The sequence below is a fragment of the Gemmatimonas sp. genome, assembly GCF_044376735.1.
Lineage (GTDB): Bacteria > Gemmatimonadota > Gemmatimonadetes > Gemmatimonadales > Gemmatimonadaceae > Gemmatimonas.
Window position 1 is genome coordinate 14,899 of sequence record NZ_JBILKJ010000005.1, and the last position, 19,727, is coordinate 34,625.

The window sequence follows — 19,727 nt, forward strand, 5'->3', positions numbered from 1 at the left end:
GTCCGACCTTCCCCGTCAGATCGGCCGGCGTTCGTCGCTCGTGCACGAGTCGCCGATCAGACGCGGAACCGCGGATCCGGCTTGGGGAGGGCGTCCCACTCGGCGCGCGCCTGCTCGCTCCCGGCCCGGCCGAGCATGGCGTACGCGAAGTTCTTGCCCAGCTCCACGCCCGGCTGGTTGAAGGCGTCCACGTCGTACAGCACGCCGGCATAGGCCGTGGCGAGCGCGAAGGTCTGCATGAGCGCTCCGATATGGAACGCGTCCACAGCGTCGATGGCCAGCGTGGCGTTGAACCGGCCGCGGGCCGCCAGAGCCCCGGCGGTGGCGCGCTGTTCGATGTCGATGAGCTCACCCAGCGTATGCCCGGCGAGGTAGCTGAGTTCGGGGATATCGGCGTGACGCGCGGGAATCGGCCCCTCCTGCTCGCGCCCCCGGACCGTCACGAACGTGACCGTCTTGTCGAGCGGCCCCTCCATGAACAGCTGCACCTGGGAATGCTGATCGGTGGCGCCCACAGCCGGCAGCGGGGTCGGGCCCACGGGCGTGCCATCGCGGCGCAGCTTGCCGAGGGACTCTGCCCAGAGCTGCACGAACCAGAGCGCGAGATCGCGCAGCGGATCGGCATACGGCATGAGCACCTGTACGGAGCGGCCGTGGCAGGTATCGGCGAGGTGCTGCAGCACGGCAAAGGTGCCGGGCAGATTCGTGGCGAGATCGGCACTGGCGGCGCGCGTCATGACGTCGGCCGCGCCGGCCAGAAGCGCTTTCACGTCGATGCCGATCAGCGCCGCCGGCAGCATGCCCACCGGCGAGAGCACCGAGAAGCGTCCCCCGACATTGGCCGGCACGTCGAGCGTGGTGATACCCTCGGCCCGCGCGATCTTGCGCAGTGCACCGACCTCGGGATCGGTGATGAAGATCAGGTGCTGGCGCGCGGCGTCTTCACCGACCGCGCGCGCCAGGGCATCGCGCACGATGAGATACTGCGCCATCGTTTCCACCGTGCCGCCGGACTTCGAAATCACGAGCACGAGCGTCCGGGATAGCTCGAGGCGGGACACCGTGGCGGCGATGGTCGCCGGGTCGACGTTGTCGAGCACGTGCAGCCGGGGCGCGCCACCGCGGGCCTCGGCCCCGAGCGCATTCCACGCCGGTGGCCGCAGCGCGGTGCGCAGCGCAATCGGGCCGAGGGCGGAGCCGCCGATGCCCAACAACAGCACGTCATCGAAGCGGCCACGGGCCTGTTCGGCGACCGCGAGCGTGGCATCGCGCAGCGTATCGTTCACCGGCAGCGTGAGGAACCCGAGCTCCGCCTGCCTGGCATGCACGCGGGCGTGCGCCGTGGCGAACGCACCGGCCGCATCCGTGAGCTGCGCCGCCGTGATGCCGGCGCCGTGCGGCAACGCCGCTCCCATCATGTTCGTGAAATCGAGCGACAACGACATGGCAACACACTCCCGACTGCGCGTGAAATCGAAACCGGCGATGGACGGAGCTACGGAATGCGCACGACCAGCCCGTCGTACGCGGGCTCGATGCCGACGGGCAGCTCGGCGGCGAGGTCGGCGTGCGCCGTGTCGTGCGTGAGGTGGGTGAAGAAGGTGCGCTCGGCCCCGATCTCCTGCGCCACGGCAACGGCTTCGGCGATCGACAGGTGCGTGGGATGCGGATGACGCAGCAGCGCATTGAGCACGAGCACGCGCACGCCGACCAGCGCGGCGCGCGCCGTCTCGGGCAACTCTTTCGCGTCGGTGATGTAGGCCACGTCACCGACGCGATACCCGACCACCGAGGCGCGACCATGGGGCACAGCGATCGGCAGGACTACGGTGTCCTTGACCGTAACCGGCACGCCGGCCTGGATCGGCATCAACGTGCATTCAGGGCGGGTGGTGCCGGGCAACGGACGCAACTGCTCGTCCATGATGTACGGAAACCGGGCGCGCAGGGTATCGAGGGTGGCCGCCTCGCCGTACAGAGGCAGCGCAGTGGCGCGCCGGATGGTAAAGGCGCGCAGATCATCGATGCCGTGAATGTGATCGGCGTGTTCGTGCGTGTACAACACGGCATCGATCTCGTCGATGCCAGCCGCTACGAGCTGCAGCCGCAGCTCGGGCGGCGTATCGATGAGGAGCCTGGTGCCGCTTCCGGTCTCGATCACGGCGCCACACCGCGTGCGCTTGTCGCGCGGATCGGTGGATCGACACACGGCACAGCCGCAACCGATCTGCGGCACACCGAAGCTGGTGCCGGTTCCCAGAAACGTGAGATGCACCGTGGCGGTCACGGCGGTGATCGGCGACCGCGCCGAGACACGGCTCCGGCACGTGACGTCACACTGTCTCGACCTTGAGCAGGTTGGTGGTGCCGGGCACGTCGAACGGCACGCCGGCGGTGACCAGCACACGATCGCCCTTGGTGACGAGGCCCATGTCGAGAGCCTCGCGCAGCGCCATGGCCACCATGTGATCGTAACCTCGCGCGGTGGGCACCAGACGAGGCACGACACCCCACACCAACGACAGCTGGCGGCAGACTCGGGGTTCGTCGGTGAGCGCAAGAATGGGGACGCTGGGCCGGTGCGACGCCACGATGCGCGCGGTGAAGCCGCTCTTGGTGAACACCACCACGAGCGGAGACTCGAGCATCCGCACGGCGGCGACCGTCGCCGCCGCGATGGCCTCTTCGGTGTTCACGCCGGCTGTCGTGCGCCGGTCGACACGATTGGCCGCACCCGGACGCGGGTGCGTCTCGATTTCCGTGATGATGCGGCGCATCGCTTCCACCGCGAGGCGCGGATAGCTCCCGGCCGCGGTCTCGGCGGAGAGCATCACCGCGTCGGTGCCGTCGAGGATCGCGTTGGCCACATCGCTGGCTTCGGCGCGCGTGGGGCGCGGATTGTCGATCATCGACTCGAGCATCTGCGTGGCCGTAATCACCGGGCGTCCCATACGATTGGCGAGCGCGATGATGTCCTTCTGCGCGTTTGGTACCTGCTCGTACGGCAGTTCCACGCCGAGATCTCCGCGCGCCACCATCACGGCATCGGTGGCCTTCATGATCTCTTCGATGTTCTGCAACGCAACGTCCTTCTCGATCTTCGCACAGATCAGCATCGACTTCGGAATCAGCGCACGCAGCTCTTCGATGTCCTGCGCCTTTCGCACGAAGCTGAGGGCGACCGCGTCGAGCTCGTGCTCCACCGCGAAGGCGAGGTCGGCGCGATCCTTCTCGGTGAGCGACGGCGCCGAGACGGCGATGCCGGGGAGATTCATCCCCTTGTTGCTGGAGAGGAGTCCGCCGTGCACCACGGTCGCGGTCACGCGAGGCGCCTCCACGTGCGTGACGACCAGCTCGAAGAGGCCGTCGTTGATCAGCACGCGATTGCCTGGCAGCACGTCGTGACAGAGGTCCGCGTAGGTGATCGGGATCTCGTCGCCCGACGCGATGTCCTCGGGCACCAGCACGACGGCCGTACCGGGTTCGAGCTCGCGCTTTTCCGGGAGCACGCCGATGCGGATGCGCGGGCCCTGCAAGTCGCCGAGGATCGCGACCGGGCGGCCGAGCTGCTCGGCCACCTCACGCACCGTGGCGACCGTCCGGGCGTGCTGCGCATGCGTGCCATGCGAGAAGTTGATGCGCGCGACATCGAGACCGGCCTCGATCAGCGCACGGACGCCCTCGGCGGAGTTGCTGGCCGGCCCGAGCGTGCCCACGATCTTCGTGCGCGGGACGTGCACCCGCCGGAACGACGAGGCGATGGTGCCTTCGGGCGCCATCGCGGCGGCGCGCTCGGGCCCCGTACGCGGGATGGTCAAGACAGGCTCAGAGGCTGGCAACAGCGGGAGCTCCGGTGGAAGGCGCGGTGTTCGCGAGCGCGGCGCGCTTGCGGTTCAAGCCGGACAACAACGTGACGAACGAATGCTCGAACGACGCCAACCCTTCGACGAGCAGCGTATCGGTCACCGCCTGCAGCGACACCCCCTGCGACTCGAGCGCGGCGAGGACGCGTTCGGCGTCGGCCACTTGCTCCGTCACCGAGGGGCGTACCTCGCCGTGATCCCGGAACGCTTCGAGGGTGGCCGGCGGGAGCGTGTTCACGGTATCGGCGCCGATCAGCTCCTCGACGTAGATCACGTCGCGATACGCCGGGTTCTTGGTACTCGTGCTGGCCCAGAGCGGACGCTGTACCTGAGCGCCCAGGGCAGCCAGCGCTGCCCAGCGTGCGCTGGCGAAGCTGGCGGTGAACAGGCGATACGCAAGCTTCGCGTTGGCGATGGCCGCGCGCCCTTGCAGGGCGGTGAGCGTGTCGGCAGCCGCCGGATTCGCGGCGGCCATGGCACCGAGCTGCTTGTCGATCGCGGAATCGACGCGGCTGATGAAGAAGCTGGCCACAGAGGCGATCCGATCCACCGGCTTACCCGCGGCGGCGCGGTCTTCGAGGCCGGCGATGAAGGCTTCGATGACGCGAGCGTGCGCGTCGATCGAGAAGAGCAGCGTGACGTTGACGTTGATGCCGTCGGCGATGAGCTGGCGGATGGCCTCGGCGCCCTCGGGGGTGCCCGGGACCTTGATCATCAGATTCGGGCGATCGACGATCTGCCACAGGCGCCGGGCCTCAGCCACCGTACCGGCCGCATCACGCGCCAAATCCGGCGACACTTCGAGCGAGACATAGCCGTCGATCGCGTTGGTGTCTTCGTACACCGTCCGGAAGGCGTCGCAGGCGTCGCGCACGTCGGTCGTGGCGACCAGTTCGAAGGCCTCGCGATCGGACCGGGACGCATCGACCGTCGCCAGCTGTGCGTCGTAGGCGGCGCCTTCGGCGAGGGCCTTCTCGAAGATCGTGGGGTTGGACGTCTGCCCGGTCAAGGCGTCCTCGCGGATCCGTCGGGACAGATCGCCATTGGAGAGCATGGCCCGATCGATATAGTCGAGCCAGAGGGACTGTCCGGCCGAGTGCAGCGCGTGGAGACGAGTAGACATGGTATTGGATGAGGCGCGAACGTAGAGTGACCGCACAACCTTTCATGGTAATGTGCTGCACCACTCCCCGGCGAGGCCGGGGGGTGCCGGATGTTGGATCGTCGCTGTTTCGAGACGACACCGGCGCATTCCCGCCTTCAGAATACGCCGATCGATGAAACGCCGCTCCCCTCTGGTCGTATCTCTCCAGAGAACCCGATCACCCTGCTCCCGACCCTGTGCACCCCTTCGATTTCCGACGTCTGATCCAGCCCGGCCGGTCCACGGTCCCGCTGCTCCTCGTGGCGGCGTTCCTGTCGGGGGCGTGCCGTAGCCCGGTCGCGTCCGCCGCGCCGGGTCGGTCCACGGCGTCGCCGATGGCCCTGCCGGCCGCCTGTGGCCCCGCCGCCGGGACGGGGACGACGTCACTGGCGTCGTCCCCGGTTGCCGATCCGCTCGTGACCTTCGACAGCGCCTGGAGCATCATCGGGCGCACGCACTGGGACACGACCTACAATGGCGTGAACTGGACGGCGCTCCGGGCCGAACTGCGCCCCAGGGCGGCGGCCGCGACCTCGACGGGGGAGTTGCGGGCAGTGCTGTCGGAGATGGTGGCCCGCCTGAAGCAGTCGCACTTCTCGATCATTCCGCGCGAGATCGCCGACGCGACGGGGAGCAGCTCCGGTGGTGCCGCGGCGCCCGACCGCAGCGGGTCGATCGGCGCCGAGCTGCGCTATCTGGACGGTACGCTCGTGATTGCCCAGCTCGATCGCGATGGGCCGGCGGCGCAGGCCGGCGTGCGCACCGGCTGGCGCGTGCAGGCGGTGAACGGGTGCCCGCTGTCGGCGCGGCTGGCCCGGATGCCGCAGGAGCCCGACCCGCGACGCGAGGCCCTGACGGCGTACGCCATCGGGACCCAGGCGCTGGCCGGCGCCGTGGGGGACACGGCCACGGTGCTGTTTACCGATGAGCGCAACGCGGAGCGAACGGTGCGGATCGTGCGCGCGCCGGAGCCCGGGGTGGTTGCCAAGTTCGGCAACCTGCCGGCCATGACCGCGCAACTCGCGTTCGAGCGGGTGAAGACAGCCGGCAAGACGGTTGGCATCATCCGTTTCAACATCTGGATGCCGATCCTGTCGCCGCAGTTCGATGCCGCGGTCGATTCGCTGCGCGACGCCGACGCCATCATCCTGGACATCCGCGGCAACTTCGGCGGCGTCGGTGGCATGGCCATGGGGATCGCGGGGCATTTTCTGGATAGTACGTTTACGATCGGCACGATGGTCCAGCGAGGCGCCACGCTCAAGTTCGTCGCCAATCCGCGCCGGGTGGACACGCGATCGCGGGGCGTGTCCCCGTACCGCGGTCCGCTGGCGATCGTGGTGGATGAACTGTCGATCAGCACAACCGAAATCTTTGCCGGCGGCCTGCAGGCGCTGGGCCGTGCACAGGTGTTCGGGGTACAGACGTCGGGACAAGCGCTGCCGTCTGTGCCCGAGCGGCTGCCAGGAGGCGATATTCTGTATCATGCCATCGCCGACTTCCTGAATCCGGCCGGCAAGCCGCTGGAGGGCGCGGGCGTGACGCCCGACCGCGTGGTGCCGCTGACCCGGGCGGCGTTGCTGGCCGGGCGCGACCCGGCGCTAGAGGCGGCGATGGCGTGGGCGGTTGGGCCGATGACGGTGAAGTAGGGAGTAGGCAGTACGGAGTAGGGACCAAGTAGTTCGATGCAAACACGTGATCACTCACCTCCTCATTCGGAGATGTCTCGTATGAAGGTTCTTCGTTTTTCTGCGCTCGCGACAGCGGCGCTGCTGCTGGCGTCCGCACCGGTGTCGGCGCAGGCGGTGCCCTCGGCGTCCGACGTGATCGCGAAGTACGTGGCCGCGATTGGCGGCAAGGACGCGATCATGCAGATCACGTCGCTCAAGCAGACGTCGACGATGCAGGTGCCGGCGGTGGGGCTGACGGCCGAGGTAGAGGCGTATCAGGCGGCGCCGAACAAGATGGCCACCAAGAGCACGATCCCGGGTGTCGGTGAGATGTTGCAGGGCACGAATGGCGTGGTCGCGTGGGACGCGAACCCGATGCAGGGGCCTCGCCTGCTCGGCGACAAGGAGCTCGCCCAGACGCTCGAAGGCGCCGATTTCTACGGCAACATGCTCTACCCGGCGGATCGCTTCTCGGCGATGGAGAATCTGGGTGTGGCCGATTTCAACGGCGAGAAGAGCTACAAGGTCAAATTGGTCCGCAAGGATTCCGGCCGCGAAACCACGCAGTACTTCTCGGTCGCCACGGGGCTGATCGTGGGCGCGGAGACGGTGCAGGAGTCACAGATGGGGACCATGCAGGTCTCGTCGCTGCTCTCCGACTACAAGGTGTTCGGCGGCCTGAAGTTCCCCACGAAAACCGAAGTGAATATGGGTCCCAACAAGTTGATCATGACGATCACCAACGTGGTGATCAACGGGGCGCCGGCCACGGCGTTCGACATCCCTGAGGCGGTCAAGCCGTTGATCAAGAAGTGAGCGCGTCCGCAACCGAGGGAGCATTCGTGTTGACTTCCCTCGATTGCGTCCGAGATTGAGCCGCTGTGCGTGCCCTTCTGCCCCATCCCCGCGCGGGACTGACCTTGTTGGAACTGCTGGTGGTGCTCGTGATTCTCGCGATCACCACCACGATGGTGCCGTTGGCATGGCGGGCGCCGCGCGCGGCCGCAGGAAACGCGCTCGAACGTCTGACGCAGACGGCACGGCGTGATGCCATCCGACGCGGTGAGGAATTGCGTCTGCGCGTGGACACCGACGGCGTGTGGGTGCTGGCGGCCCGTGACGGCGCCGCGATCCTGGACACCGGGCGGATCGCCCCGCCCGTGGCGACCGTCTCGCTGCGGATCGATGCGCTCGGGACCTGTCGTCCGGGTGCCGACGCCGGCGTCTCTGCCGGTGCCGAGGCCGGTGCCTCGTTCGACATGCTGGCCTGCCGCTACCAGCCAACGGCCGCTGGTGCGCTCGGTGCGGCGCCATGACGCTGCTCGAGTCGATCCTCGCCAGCCTGCTGATCGCGGTCACGGCCGTGGTTTGCCTGGATGCGACCCGCGGTGCGGCGGCCTTGCAGCGGACCAGCGCGGCCTGGACCGAGGCGGTCGCGCGGGCCGAAGCCGAACTGGCCACGGTGAGCAGTGGCGGCGTCGCGTCGAGCGCCACGCGCGTGGCGCGCCGTCCGTGGCGCGACGGCCTGGACATCCTCGAAGTCGAGGTGCCGATGGCCGGCGATGCGCGCTTCCGGCTCACGCGCGTCGTGGAGCGCGCACCGTGACGCGCCCGCGCGCTGGCTTCACCCTGCTCGAGGTCATCGTGGCGATCACCGTCACGGGGCTCGCGCTCACGACGGCGGGGATGGCGTTGACGGCCGCCCGCAGCACCGCCGCGCGCATCCAGACGCACGAAGCCCGCACGGAGGCGGAGAGCCGCGTGCGGGCGCTGCTCACCGATATGCTGCGCCACGCACCGCGAGCCGAACAGGTCGACCAGCCGTTGCTGGTGGTCGATCGCGCGGGCGGGACGCCGGTGCTCCGCTTTCTGTCGACGGGTGTCCGCGAGCCGTACGGTACCGGAGGGGTGTGGGTGGTGGAGGTCGCGCTACAGGATTCGACGCTGGTCGTGCGTGCCACGCCGACGGGGGGCGACGCCGGGGCGGTGCCGCTGACCGCGACGCTGTCGCCGGTGGAACGATTCGACGTGCGCGTGTTGGAGTACGCCACGGCGCTGGCTTCATCCGCATGGCGCGCCGACTGGCCGATCGCGCAGGACCGCCCTCGCGCGATCGAACTCTCGTGGCAGCGGGTCTCCGGGTCGGCAGCGCCGCTCTCCGCCCCCGCGTCGACCGCCCTGCGCGTCGTGTTGGCGCCCTTGGAGCGGCCGCGCTCATGACCCGCACCTCAACCCGGCGCGGGCGACGCGGCGCCGCCCTGCTGGTGGCACTGGCCACCATCGCGGTGCTCGCGAGCGTCACCGCCATCGCCAGCAGCCAGGCGCGCCAGGCCGCGTCGGTCGTGGACAACCGGCGCTCGCAGGCCACGGCGCGGGCCATGGCCGAAAGTGGTATCCTGGCGGCGCGCGCGCGCATCGAAGCGCGTCTTCGCGATGCCGGCGTCGACTCGGCGCGGATGGATCGGGCGTTCGACGCGCTCACCACCGCCAATGGGCCCGTGGTGCAGGACACCGTCGGCGACGGGGTTTTTGCCACGGCCGTGGTCGATGTCAGCGCGCGCCTCGATGTGAACACGGCGGGCGCCGACGGGCTGGCGACGTTGCTGGCCACGGTCGCTCCACCGGGCGACGCACGTCGGGTGGCGGCGGCCATCGACGCGCGCGTGCGCGGAGCCGACAACGAGACGGCCGAGGCCACGGGCGCGAGCAGCGAGGCGCGACGGCAGCGCCTCCAACGCGATTCGATGGGGGCCGCGCTGCTCGGGCGCGCGCCGACGACGCGCGCCATGCAGCCGTTCACGTCCCTCGACGAGCTGCTCACGGTGCCCGGTATGACCGCGGAGTGGCTCGATGCGCTGGCCGCCGATCTCACGGTCGACGGCGACGGGCGGGTGAATCGCCGCGGCGCCTCTCGGCGCGTGCTGGCGGCCGCCAGCGGCACGCTGGTGGATCGCCCGTCCCGACTGCTGCTGATCTCGCGCGGCTGGCGTCGCGACCACGTGCTGACCCGGGAGATTCAGGCGGTGTACGACGTGACTGGCACCGAACTGCGCCTCGTGCGGTGGCGGGAGCAGGATCGATGAGCCGCCCGCTGTGTCTCCTGCTGGAAGCCGACGTCGTGTACGCGCTGCCTCGCGACGGGGCCGCGACCGCCGACCGCGTGGCGCGTCGCACGACGTGGAACCCCGACGAACCGGGACCGCTGGTGGAGGCGCTGCGCGCGGAGTTCGGCACACCGACGTCGCTGGTGGTGATCGTCGGCCTCGGATTGCTCGAGATCGCCGAGCCGCAGCTGCCGCCCGTATCGAACGACGTGCGCGTGCGCATGCTGCAGCGCGACAGCGACCGGTACTTCGCGTTGCGCGAGCCGGCGGCGGTGGCCACCGACGGCCGCGTGGCCTTCGCCGTGCCGAGCCGCCTGCTGACGTCATGGATCGACGCCCTCTCGGCGTGGAGTCCGGTGCGCGCGGTCGTGACGGTGGGGGAAGCGGCGGTGCAAGGCGGCCTCGACGGCCGATGGGCCGTGGAAGCCGGTGCCGGATCGAGCGGTCAGTTCACGATTCGCGACCAGCGGGTGCAGGACGCCCGCCGCACGCGCGGCCGTCCCACCGAAACCGATCGGGTGCTCACCATCGCCGACGTGGCCGGCGGCGCGTGGCGGGCATCGGCCGGCCGGCTCGATCAGCAATTGCTCGACGCCACGATGCGCGAGCGCATGCAGCGCCAGCGGGCGCGACGGTGGTGGCAATCGGCGACCGTCGCGGCAGCCGCCCTCGTGATGCTGGCGTGGAGCGTCGATCGCTGGCGCGAACGCCAGTTCCTCACGCTGCAGCGCGAAGCGCAGACGCTGGAACTGGCCACGGCCGACGCCCGCGGCGCGCAGGAACGACTGCTGCGCGCGCAGGCGGAGCGCGCGGCGATCGCCGCGGCTGACACTCGCGCCGCGCGCCCCGACGCCCCACCGGCGGTGCTGGCGCGGCTGGGCGCACTGCTGCCCCGAGACGCCTTCGTGCAGCGACTCGAGTGGAATGGCGCCGAGTGGCGCATCGATGGGAGCGCGAACGACGCCGCGGCGTTGGTGCCACTGCTCGATGCCGATGCCCAGTTCGTCGGGGTGCGCACGGCCGCGCCGAGCCTGCGCTATCTCGAGAACGGTCGCTCCCGCAGTTCGTTCTCGATCAGCTTCCAGACGGGTGGCCCGTCCCCCGCTGCGCGAGGTGGCCAATGACGAGCGGGCCGGTGACCACCGGACGGGCGACCGCGCGGGAGCGGCGCGTCGTGATTGGCGGCGTGCTGGTGCTCGCGTTGTCGTTGCTGATCACGTACGGCGTCGTGCCCGCCCTAACGCGCTGGCGGGCGCGGGAAATGCAGCTCGATCGCGTCCGCGCGCAGGTGGCGCACCTGCAGGGGCTGCAACAGCAGGCGGGTGCGATGGAGGCCGCCGCGGCATCAGCGGAGGCGTCGCTGGCCGGTGGCGTACGGCGCGTGATTCATGCGCGCTCCAGTGCGTTGGGGGCCAGTGCGCTGCAAACGCTGTTGCAGGGCGCGGCCGATGCCAGTGGGCTGGTGGTCGATCGGGTGGATGTCGGCCCCGACCTCACGAGTGAGGGCGACCTGACCGCCACCCTGTCGGCCTATGGCGACATTCACGGCTTGGCGGCACTGCTGGCGCAACTGGCGACAGCGCCACGTGTCACCATGGTTGAGCGACTCACGGTGCAGATCAATCCGGCGCTGCGCGGCGCCCCCGATGTGCTGCGCGTCACGCTCGGCGTTCGTGCACCGATGGTGATGGAATGAGCGCGATGAACGGGTGGCGCGGGTATCGGGTGCTCGACGTGATGTCGGCGGCGTGCGGCGTAATCGCTGCGGTGTTGCTGGTGTGGCCGGCCTCTACGGCGGTCACCCCGGAGACGGTACACATCACCACACCCGTCGGCGCCCAGGCGGGCCCGTCGGAGCGCGCGGCCGCCATGATCGATTCGCTGGCGCGCGTGATCGTCCGCACCAACACGTTCAGCGCCAGCCGCAGGGAGCCAACCGCACGCTTTGTGGCGCCGGGTTCGGAATCCGCGCAGATGGTGCCGGTGCCCGTGCCTGGCGGGGACGCGCCGGAGCCGGGTGACGGTGAGGCCGGGCCGCAGCTGTTCGGCATCGTGTCGGTGGGAGGCACCCCGCGCGCGTTGCTGCAGGCGCGATCGGCGTCCGAGCCGCCACGCTTGCTCGGCGTGGGGGAATCGTTCGGCGGGGTACGCATCGTACGCATCGCCGGTGATCGCGTGGTGATTTCAAGTTCCAGCGGGACGCGCACCCTGCGCCTGTCCCGCGTCGTGCCGGATTCCAGCGAGAACGTGCCGTGATCGTCCTACCGCTTCCTCGAACCTGGCGCCTCCGGGCGCTCGGCATCCTGCTCGCCCCGGCGACGCTGTCGCTCGGCATCCCGGCGCTCCACGCCCAGGCCCCCGTCGCGCCCTCGCGCGGCAACACGCTCGATTTCGCCAACGCGAAGCTCGCCGACGTGATTCGCACGCTGGCGACGATGCTGGGACGCACGGTGCTCATGAGCGACATCCCCGATGTGCGCGTCACGTTCGCGACGCCGGCGCCGCTGACCACGGCGGAGCTCGAGCGCATCCTCGAGTCGCTGCTGGAATCGCATGAGCTGATGCTGGTCCCCAGCGGGACGGTGGCGCAGGTCCTGCCGACGGCGAAGGCGCCGGCCACCGGATCGCTGCGGACCGGATTTGCGTTTCCCGATCCGCCGCCCCTCGGTCTGGTGACGCAGTTGGTGCCGCTGCAATCCATTCGCGCCGACGAGGGCGCCGATGCGCTGCGGGCGCTGATGGGCAAAGGGGCGCGCATCGAGACGGTGACGCGCTCGAACGCCCTGCTGATCACCGATCGCGGCGCGAACGTGGCGCGCTATCTCGAACTGCTGCGCACGCTCGACGCCGCCCCGGCGGGCGAGTCGGGACTGCGCACGTATGTGGTCAATTTGAAATATGCGGCCGCCGACGATCTGGCCGGCGCCCTCGGTCAACTGTACGGTGCGCAGGTGGCGAACACCGGTGGCGGTTCGCTGGCCGACCGGTCGCTGTCGCGCGCGCTGGATTCGTTCCGGTCCCGCGAAGCGGAGACCTTTCGGTCGCGGAATTCGGGCGGCATGAGCGGTGCGACGGCGGCGGCCCCGGCCAACGGCAGCGCGGCAGCGGGAGCCCCACGTGATTCCGCCGCGGGGCTGCTGGTCGGGCGGACCACGATCGTGGCCAACGCACCCACCAACGCGCTGGTGATCCGGACCGCCCCACCGAACTATCCGCTGCTGCGCGAAACGATCGACGCGCTCGACACGCGTCCGGCGCAGGTGCTGTTCGAAGTCACCGTGGCCGAAATCGCGTTGGGCCGCGGCACGGAGTTCGGGGTGGACTGGTCGGCGGTCAATCGTGGTGGCGACGTGCGGGCACAGTTCGGCAACCCGGAGATCCCCGACACGGGCTCGACATCGGGACTGCTGCGGCTGGTGCGGCTCGACGGGGCCGGGGTGCGCATGATGCTCCGCACGCTCGCGTCCACCAGCGACGTGCGCGTGCTGTCCACCCCGGAGATCATCGCCGCCAACAACCGCGAAGCGTCGATTCTGGTGGGCAGCAAGGTGCCCTTCGTGGCCTCGACGCGATTGGGGAACGATGTCTCGATCGACCGCGCGGTTCAGTACCAGGACGTCGGCACCAAGCTGTCGATCATTCCGACGATCAACGACGACGGCTACATCTCGGTGCAGCTGCTGCAAGAGGTGAGTTCGCTCACCGCGCAGACGATCGCGGCGGCGCAGAGTGCGCCGGTGATTTCCACGCGCGAAGCGTCTACGCGGGCGATTCTTCGCGATGGACAGACGGTGGTGATCGCGGGGCTGATCGGGGAAACGCGTCAGACGCTCGAACAGGGGCTTCCGCTGCTCAAGGACATCCCGTTCCTGGGCGCGCTGTTCAAGCGGCAGTCCATCACGCGTCAGCGTACCGAGCTCGCGATTTTCGTGACACCGTACCTCGTGCGCACCGACGCCGAGGCCGATGCGATCCGCGAGCGCGTGCGGAAGCGCCTCGACGACCGTTCGCCGGGCGTGCTCGACGGCACGCCCCTCACCCGGAAGCCGCCCGAATGAGCGGCGAGGCCCGCGCGAGCGGGGATGCCCGTGACCTGCGGGCGGCGGCCGCCGGCACACTGGCAGCGGGCTTACCCGCGCGGTGGCTGGAAGAGCACGCCGTACTACCCCTCGAGCTGGGGAACGGCATCCTCGTGGTCGCGGCCGACGGGGTGATCCCGACCACCGTGCAGGATGCACTGGAGCGGGCCTTCCACGCCGATGTGCAGGCGGTGCCGTTTGGTGCGGGGGACATTCGTGCGGCGATCCTGTCGGCGCCCCGACTGGAGCCGCCCACGACGAACGCCGCCGGTGCCGGCGACCTGCTGCGCGGCGAACGCACGGAGTCGCTGGACGACCTGCGGGCGCTGGCCTCGCGTGAACCGGTGATCCAGGTGGTGAACGCCATGTTGGCCGAGGCCTCGCGAGCCGGCGCCAGCGATGTGCACGTGGAGTCTCGCCCCGATGGACTGCGGGTGCGCATGAGACTGGATGGCGTACTGCGTGACGCGCAACAGTTGGGCGCCGACTTCCGCACGGCGGTCATTTCCCGACTCAAGGTATTGGCCGGGTTGGATATCGCGGAGCGTCGCCTGCCGCAGGACGGTCGTGCCCGGGTGCGGGTGGGCGACCGGGAGCTCGACATCCGTATTTCGACGTTGCCCGCCTTGCACGGCGAGAGCGTGGTGCTGCGGCTGCTGGATGGCGGCCACGCCGAGCAACCGTCATCGCTCGAGATGCTGGGGCTGCGGGCCGACGTGCTGGGCCGGTGGCGTACGCTGTTGCAGCGCCCGTCGGGGTTGCTGCTGGTGAGTGGTCCGACCGGATCGGGGAAGACCACGACGCTCTACGCCGCACTGCGTGAACGCAGCACGCCCGGGGTGAAGGTGGTCACGGTGGAGGATCCGGTGGAATACCGGCTCGATGGTATCGTGCAGCTGCCCGTGAATACGCGCGCCGGTTTCGGCTTCCCGAATGCGCTGCGGGCGATTCTGCGTCATGATCCCGACGTGATTCTGGTGGGGGAGATGCGTGACACCGAGACGGCCGATATCGCGGTGCAGGCGGCGCTCACCGGCCACCTGGTGCTGAGCACGGTGCATACGACCGATGCCACCGCGGCCTTGGCGCGCTTGCAGGAGATGGGCGTTCCGCCGTATCTGCTGAGCGCCACGTTGCAGGGCGTGCTGGCGCAGCGGTTGGTCCGCCGCGTGTGCGGGTCGTGTGGGGCCTGGCGCCCGCTCACGGAGCTGGAACGAGCGCGAGTCGCGGAGTCGGACGTGCCCATCACGCAGGTGCGGGAGGGGGCCGGGTGTACGACGTGCGCCGGCACCGGTTTCCGCGGCCGGGTGGCGATCGCCGAGCTGCTCGTGCTCGACGATGCCCTGCGCGGTGCCTTCACCCAGGGCGCGTCGCTGGTCGAGTTGCGGGCGATGGTGCGCGCCCGCGGCGTACGGTCGCTGCGCGACGATGGCTGGCGCAGCGTGGCGGCGGGCGAGACGACGATCGACGAGGTCGTGCGCATGGTCAGCGAGGATGACGGCGCGTGAGCGACCGCTCGGCGGCCGGACTCGGGGTGACGCGATGGCGCTACCAGGCGGCCGATGCCCAGGGTACCCTGACACGTGGTGAGGTTGAGGCGGCGTCGGCGGATGCGGCGGTGGACCTGCTGCGTCGGCGCGCGCTGTGGGTGATCGATCTCGAGCCGAGTTCCGGCGCGGGCGCCGAGGCGCCGCCCGCGTCCGGGGCCGGCACCCCGAGCGCAGTGGCGTCGGCGCGGTGGCTGGATCGGCTGACACGCCGCACCACCGACGGCGAGGAGTCGCTGGCGATCCTGACGCGGTCGATCGCGACGCTGCTGGAGTCGGGGGTGCCGCTGGAGCGCGCGCTGGCGTTCGCCGCCTCCGGCGAGACGGATGCGCGCTGGCGACGGGTTTTCGGGGGGTTGCAGGCGGCCGTGATACGTGGCGAATCGCTCTCGGGGGCGGCCGCCCGCGAGGAGGCGCTGCCGCGCGCCTACGCCCCGCTGCTGGCCGCCGCCGAGGCATCGGGCAGCATGGGGGCCACGTTCGCCCGGCTCGCCGATGCGCTCGAAGCGCGTAGTCAGCTGCGCGCCCGCGTGCGGGCCGCGCTGGTGTATCCCACCCTGCTGGCGCTGGCGTCCACCGTGGGCACGGTGGTGATTCTGGTGGTCGTCGTCCCGCGCTTCGCCGACTTGATCGCGGACGCCGGCGGCACGGTACCAGCCAGCACACGGCTGCTGATCGGCCTGAGTGCCCTGCTCTCGCGCCTCGGGTGGCTCCTCGTCGTTGGCGTGCTCCTGACCGGCAGCGCGGTGCGCCAGTCGCTGCAGGAGGCCTCGCGGCGCAAGCGCTGGCACGCCTCGCGCCTCGGGTGGCCGGTGGTGGGCCGGTTCGAACGTGAGCAAGCGGCGGCGGGCTACCTCAGCACGCTGGCGGTGGCCCTCGAGTCGGGGGTCCCCCTGCTCCGGGCCATGTCGCTGGCGCGCGGGACGGTGGGCAATGACGCCCTCACGGAGCGATTGGCCGGCGCCGAGTCCGCGGTGCGCGACGGCGGCTCGGTCTCACAGGCGCTGGCGGGCTCGCTCCCCCCCTTGGCCATTCGCCTGTTGGAAGCCGGCGAGCAGGGCGGCGCACTGGCCCCGCTAGCCCGACGCGCGGCCACGGCGTCCGCCGACCAGGTGCAGCGCCTGATCACGGGCGCCGTGGCCTTAATCGAGCCGGTCATGATCCTTGGTTTCGGCGGCGTGGTCGGGTTCGTCGCGCTGGCCCTCCTCCAGGCGATCTACGGGATCAACGCCAGCAGCTTCTGACCGTCACCGCCCGAGTCCGCAGTCTCACATCGGCTCACGTGTTACCTAAAGATATGCGGACTCGGCCGTAATTTTTGTTGACAGAAGCGCCGATCATCCTAAACATTAAGGGTGACTCCCTGTTCGCGACGCCGCCTCAGGCTCCCACCATCCGTCCTTTCCGCCGACCGACATGTCGACTTCCGACGCTGATCATCCGGAACCCGTGAGCGAGAACGCGCCCCCCGGCGACCACCGCTCCAGCCGTCGCCGCTTCTTTGCGGTTGGCGCGTCGGCGGCGGTCGGCTTGGCTGCCGCGCAGACGCTCGAGGCCCAGCGCCCCAAGAGCCGCGGCAGCAGCCCGTTTCCGAGCGGACAGCCGGCGAACACCGCCGGTGACGCGTCGGCCGCGTGGAGCGATCCGGTGCTCCGTCTCGTTCGCCGCATCACGATGGGCGTGGCCCCCGAGGAAGTCGCGCTGGCGCGTCGGCTCGGCTACTCCGGCTACCTCGACTACCAGTTGCGCGCGTCGGCCATCGACGACAGCGCGATCGAGGGCACCATCGCCGCGCGACTGCCGATGACGCAGATGCCGCTGGCGATGCTGCCGACGCAGGACGGCAACGAGCTCAACAATCAGCTGGCCGACGCGACGTGGTATCGCGCCGCGTTCTCGAAGGCGCAGCTCCGCGAGCGGATGGTGGAGTTCTGGACCGATCACTTCACGATCAGCCTGAACAAGGTCGGCTATCTCAAACTCGTGGACGATCGCGATGTGATCCGCCCGAATGCGCTGGGGACGTTCCCTGAGCTGCTACGTGCGACGTCACAGAGCCCGGCGATGCTTCGGTATCTCGACCAGAACCTGAGTCGCACACCGACGCCCAACCAGAATTACGCGCGCGAGATCATGGAGCTCCACACGCTCGGCGTGAATGGCGGCTACACGCAGACTGACGTGGCGGAACTTTCCCGGATTCTCACCGGCTGGACCACGGCCGGCGCCGGGACGTTTGCGTTCAACCGCACGTTCCACGATCGCAACGCGAAGACGTTCATGGGCCGCTCGTTCCCGGCCATGCCGACGACGGCCACAGACGTGCAGATGAAAGCCGAAGGCGACGCGGCCATCCAGATGCTGGTGGAGCACCCGAGCACGGCCGCGTACATCTCACTCAAGATGGCCCGCTGGCTGTTGGCATACGAGCCGCCGCAGGCGGTCGTGGACGCCACGGCGGCGACGTACCTGGCGACCGGCGGCGACATCAAGGCGATGATCCGCACGATCCTCTCGGGCAAGAACCTCATGGCGGCGCCGGCGAAGTACAAGCGTCCCTTCCACCTCGCCGTTTCGGCGCTGCGTGGCATGGGCGCCGAGGTCGTGAACATCCGGGCCGCCCGTCAGCGCGCCGACCAGATGGGCATGCCCGTGTTCATGTGGGAACAGCCCAACGGTTATCCCGATCGCGTCGACTGGTGGAGCGGGCTGGTGATCACGCGGTGGTCGTACATGCAGTATCTGTCGACGCAGGTCAGCACGACCACCACCCGCGTGGATTCGATGCGCTTCCGATCCCCCGACACCGCCGACGGCGTCGTGGCGCAAATCGCGTCGCGGATGTTCGGTGGGGAGATCTCCCCCGCGCTGCGCACGCAGCTCCTTACCTACCTGCGTAGCGGCGCCTACAACGACGCGATGGTGCGCGAGGCGATCTCGCTGGCCGGCTGTTCGCAGGAGTACCAGTGGTTCTGATGCCCTCTTTCCACGTGAGCCGAGTCGCCAGATGAGTGATGAATCGACCGAAGGCGGGTGCCGGGAGTACCAGCAACTGGCGCGTCGCGATTTCCTGACGTTGGCCGGCGGTGTGGGTGTGAGCGCCCTGCTCCCCACGTGGCTCCCGAAGGTGGTGTTGGCGCAGAGCTCGAACGGCAGCCGCGACATCATCGTGTCGGTGTTCCTGAGCGGTGGCATCGACGGCATGTCGCTGGTGGTGCCGTTCGGTGACCCTGACTACTACACGGGGCGGCCGAACATCGCCATCGCGCGCCCTGATGCCGCTGGCACGGGCCCCAAGGCTGTGGCGCTCGACAACTTTTTCGGCTTCTCGCCGGGCATGGCGCCGTTGATGCCGGCGTACACCAACGGCGACCTGCTGGTGGCGCACGCGACGGGATCGGTCGACAACTCCCGTTCGCACTTCGATGCGCAGCGGTACATCGAGGTGGGCAAGCCACGTGATCCGCGCATCGGTGGCGGCTGGCTTGGCCGGCATCTGGCAACGAGCGCGCCGCTGCGCGCCAACGCCCCGTTGCGTGGCCTGAGCTTCACCGGTGGTCTTCCGCAAACGCTGTCGGGCGGACCGAAGTCGCTGCCGATTCCGAATCCCGCCAATTTCACCATCGGCGGTAGCGGCGCCACGGCCTCCGCGCGAGCGCAGTGGCTTGCCGCCAACCATGCCAGCAGCGTGAACCCGGTGGCGGCGAATGCCCTCGACGCCACGAACACGATCGCGCTGCTGCAACGGATCAACTTCACCGGATACGCCGCGTCCAACGGCGCGGTGTATCCGAACAGCGGATTCGGGCAGGCGTTGCGCTCCACGGCCGCGCTGATCAAAGCCGATGTGGGCATCGAGGCGATCCACGCGTTCAACGGTGGTTGGGACACGCACGTCAATCAGGGCCCGGTCATCACGCTGGACGGCGGCGCCATGCACACCCGAATGCTCGACCTCTCGAGAGCGCTGGCGGCGTTTCACGCCGACGTCATTCAGGGGACGACAGCGTATGGCGTGACCGTCGTGATCGTCTCCGAATTCGGACGCAACGCCCGCGAGAACGGCAACCGCGGCACCGATCACGGCCGTGGCAACGTGGCATTCGCGATGGGCAAGAAGATCAACGGTGGTCGCGTGCTCACGAACGGCTGGCCGGGACTCGCGCGCGAGAACCTCGAGAACGGACAGGATCTTCGCGTCACGCTCGACCATCGCGACATCTTTGCCGAGATCGTGCAGAACCGGCTTGGCAACAACAATCTGTCGGTGATTTTCCCCGACTACACGCCACGCTTCCGGAACGTCACGAAAGCATAGCG

Annotated in this window: 18 protein-coding genes; 14 read left to right on the top strand and 4 right to left on the bottom strand. The window is 69.5% G+C overall.

Annotated features, from left to right (window positions below; all coding sequences use genetic code 11):
- Positions 1-56: 56 nt before the first annotated feature.
- The 4 genes from ACIRA7_RS01470 to tal are packed head-to-tail and all read right to left on the bottom strand — an operon-like array spanning position 57 to position 4,986.
- Positions 57-1,445, bottom strand: coding sequence for a glucose-6-phosphate isomerase (locus ACIRA7_RS01470; protein WP_396219012.1), 1,389 nt, complete (start codon positions 1,443-1,445; stop codon positions 57-59).
- 50 nt (positions 1,446-1,495) lie between these two features.
- Positions 1,496-2,287, bottom strand: a complete 792-nt coding sequence (locus tag ACIRA7_RS01475) for an MBL fold metallo-hydrolase (RefSeq protein ID WP_396219013.1) — start codon at positions 2,285-2,287, stop codon at positions 1,496-1,498.
- A 46-nt stretch (positions 2,288-2,333) separates the two neighbouring features.
- Complete coding sequence (gene pyk, locus ACIRA7_RS01480; protein WP_396219014.1) at positions 2,334-3,818, bottom strand: pyruvate kinase; 1,485 nt, start codon at positions 3,816-3,818, stop codon at positions 2,334-2,336.
- Between the two features lie 7 nt (positions 3,819-3,825).
- Complete coding sequence (gene tal, locus ACIRA7_RS01485; RefSeq protein ID WP_396219015.1) at positions 3,826-4,986, bottom strand: transaldolase; 1,161 nt, start codon at positions 4,984-4,986, stop codon at positions 3,826-3,828.
- Positions 4,987-5,204: 218 nt separating this feature from the next.
- On the opposite strand from tal, the gene ACIRA7_RS01490 reads away from it, so the two are divergent.
- From ACIRA7_RS01490 to ACIRA7_RS01555, 14 genes are all read left to right on the top strand, one after another.
- A complete protein-coding gene (locus ACIRA7_RS01490; protein ID WP_396219016.1) occupies positions 5,205-6,656 on the top strand; it encodes a S41 family peptidase in 1,452 nt (483 codons plus the stop codon).
- 81 nt (positions 6,657-6,737) lie between these two features.
- A complete protein-coding gene (locus ACIRA7_RS01495; protein ID WP_396219017.1) occupies positions 6,738-7,493 on the top strand; it encodes a hypothetical protein in 756 nt (251 codons plus the stop codon).
- Positions 7,494-7,558: 65 nt separating this feature from the next.
- Positions 7,559-7,993, top strand: a complete 435-nt coding sequence (locus ACIRA7_RS01500; RefSeq protein ID WP_396219018.1) for a prepilin-type N-terminal cleavage/methylation domain-containing protein — start codon at positions 7,559-7,561, stop codon at positions 7,991-7,993.
- Positions 7,990-8,283 (top strand): hypothetical protein, encoded by a 294-nt coding sequence (locus tag ACIRA7_RS01505; protein ID WP_396219019.1) that lies wholly within the window; start codon positions 7,990-7,992, stop codon positions 8,281-8,283. The genes ACIRA7_RS01500 and ACIRA7_RS01505 overlap by 4 nt, the downstream gene beginning before the upstream one ends.
- Positions 8,280-8,897 carry a type II secretion system protein J gene (locus ACIRA7_RS01510; RefSeq protein WP_396219020.1) on the top strand — a complete coding sequence of 206 codons (618 nt, stop codon included), beginning with the start codon at positions 8,280-8,282 and terminating at the stop codon, positions 8,895-8,897. The genes ACIRA7_RS01505 and ACIRA7_RS01510 overlap by 4 nt, the downstream gene beginning before the upstream one ends.
- Positions 8,894-9,760: a hypothetical protein gene (locus ACIRA7_RS01515; protein ID WP_396219021.1), complete on the top strand. Its 867-nt coding sequence runs from the start codon at positions 8,894-8,896 to the stop codon at positions 9,758-9,760. Before ACIRA7_RS01510 ends, ACIRA7_RS01515 begins: the two co-directional genes overlap by 4 nt.
- Positions 9,757-10,905: a PilN domain-containing protein gene (locus ACIRA7_RS01520; RefSeq protein ID WP_396219022.1), complete on the top strand. Its 1,149-nt coding sequence runs from the start codon at positions 9,757-9,759 to the stop codon at positions 10,903-10,905. The genes ACIRA7_RS01515 and ACIRA7_RS01520 overlap by 4 nt, the downstream gene beginning before the upstream one ends.
- Entirely contained in the window at positions 10,902-11,477 is a 576-nt protein-coding gene (locus ACIRA7_RS01525) for a GspMb/PilO family protein (protein WP_396219023.1), read from the top strand. Before ACIRA7_RS01520 ends, ACIRA7_RS01525 begins: the two co-directional genes overlap by 4 nt.
- On the top strand, positions 11,474-12,037 hold the full coding sequence (locus ACIRA7_RS01530; RefSeq protein WP_396219024.1) for a hypothetical protein: 564 nt from the start codon (positions 11,474-11,476) through the stop codon (positions 12,035-12,037). Before ACIRA7_RS01525 ends, ACIRA7_RS01530 begins: the two co-directional genes overlap by 4 nt.
- On the top strand, positions 12,034-13,839 hold the full coding sequence (locus ACIRA7_RS01535; RefSeq protein WP_396219025.1) for a secretin N-terminal domain-containing protein: 1,806 nt from the start codon (positions 12,034-12,036) through the stop codon (positions 13,837-13,839). The genes ACIRA7_RS01530 and ACIRA7_RS01535 overlap by 4 nt, the downstream gene beginning before the upstream one ends.
- Complete coding sequence (locus ACIRA7_RS01540; protein WP_396219026.1) at positions 13,836-15,368, top strand: GspE/PulE family protein; 1,533 nt, start codon at positions 13,836-13,838, stop codon at positions 15,366-15,368. Before ACIRA7_RS01535 ends, ACIRA7_RS01540 begins: the two co-directional genes overlap by 4 nt.
- Positions 15,365-16,651, top strand: coding sequence for a type II secretion system F family protein (locus ACIRA7_RS01545; protein WP_396219027.1), 1,287 nt, complete (start codon positions 15,365-15,367; stop codon positions 16,649-16,651). Before ACIRA7_RS01540 ends, ACIRA7_RS01545 begins: the two co-directional genes overlap by 4 nt.
- Positions 16,652-16,823: 172 nt before the next feature.
- Positions 16,824-18,383, top strand: coding sequence for a DUF1800 domain-containing protein (locus ACIRA7_RS01550; RefSeq protein ID WP_396219028.1), 1,560 nt, complete (start codon positions 16,824-16,826; stop codon positions 18,381-18,383).
- Positions 18,384-18,414: 31 nt separating this feature from the next.
- Complete coding sequence (locus ACIRA7_RS01555; RefSeq protein WP_396219029.1) at positions 18,415-19,725, top strand: DUF1501 domain-containing protein; 1,311 nt, start codon at positions 18,415-18,417, stop codon at positions 19,723-19,725.
- The last annotated feature ends 2 nt before the right edge of the window (positions 19,726-19,727 follow it).

What these genes read in the sequence shown, in the direction of transcription:
- ACIRA7_RS01470 (WP_396219012.1), bottom strand. Translation starts at nt 1,445, where the DNA reads ATGTCGTTGTCGCTCGATTTCACGAACATGATGGGAGCGGCGTTGCCG.
- tal (WP_396219015.1), bottom strand. Translation starts at nt 4,986, where the DNA reads ATGTCTACTCGTCTCCACGCGCTGCACTCGGCCGGACAGTCCCTCTGG.
- ACIRA7_RS01495 (WP_396219017.1), top strand. Translation starts at nt 6,738, where the DNA reads ATGAAGGTTCTTCGTTTTTCTGCGCTCGCGACAGCGGCGCTGCTGCTG.
- ACIRA7_RS01505 (WP_396219019.1), top strand. Translation starts at nt 7,990, where the DNA reads ATGACGCTGCTCGAGTCGATCCTCGCCAGCCTGCTGATCGCGGTCACG.
- ACIRA7_RS01515 (WP_396219021.1), top strand. Translation starts at nt 8,894, where the DNA reads ATGACCCGCACCTCAACCCGGCGCGGGCGACGCGGCGCCGCCCTGCTG.
- ACIRA7_RS01520 (WP_396219022.1), top strand. Translation starts at nt 9,757, where the DNA reads ATGAGCCGCCCGCTGTGTCTCCTGCTGGAAGCCGACGTCGTGTACGCG.
- ACIRA7_RS01525 (WP_396219023.1), top strand. Translation starts at nt 10,902, where the DNA reads ATGACGAGCGGGCCGGTGACCACCGGACGGGCGACCGCGCGGGAGCGG.
- ACIRA7_RS01530 (WP_396219024.1), top strand. Translation starts at nt 11,474, where the DNA reads ATGAGCGCGATGAACGGGTGGCGCGGGTATCGGGTGCTCGACGTGATG.
- ACIRA7_RS01540 (WP_396219026.1), top strand. Translation starts at nt 13,836, where the DNA reads ATGAGCGGCGAGGCCCGCGCGAGCGGGGATGCCCGTGACCTGCGGGCG.
- ACIRA7_RS01550 (WP_396219028.1), top strand. Translation starts at nt 16,824, where the DNA reads ATGTCGACTTCCGACGCTGATCATCCGGAACCCGTGAGCGAGAACGCG.
- ACIRA7_RS01555 (WP_396219029.1), top strand. Translation starts at nt 18,415, where the DNA reads ATGAGTGATGAATCGACCGAAGGCGGGTGCCGGGAGTACCAGCAACTG.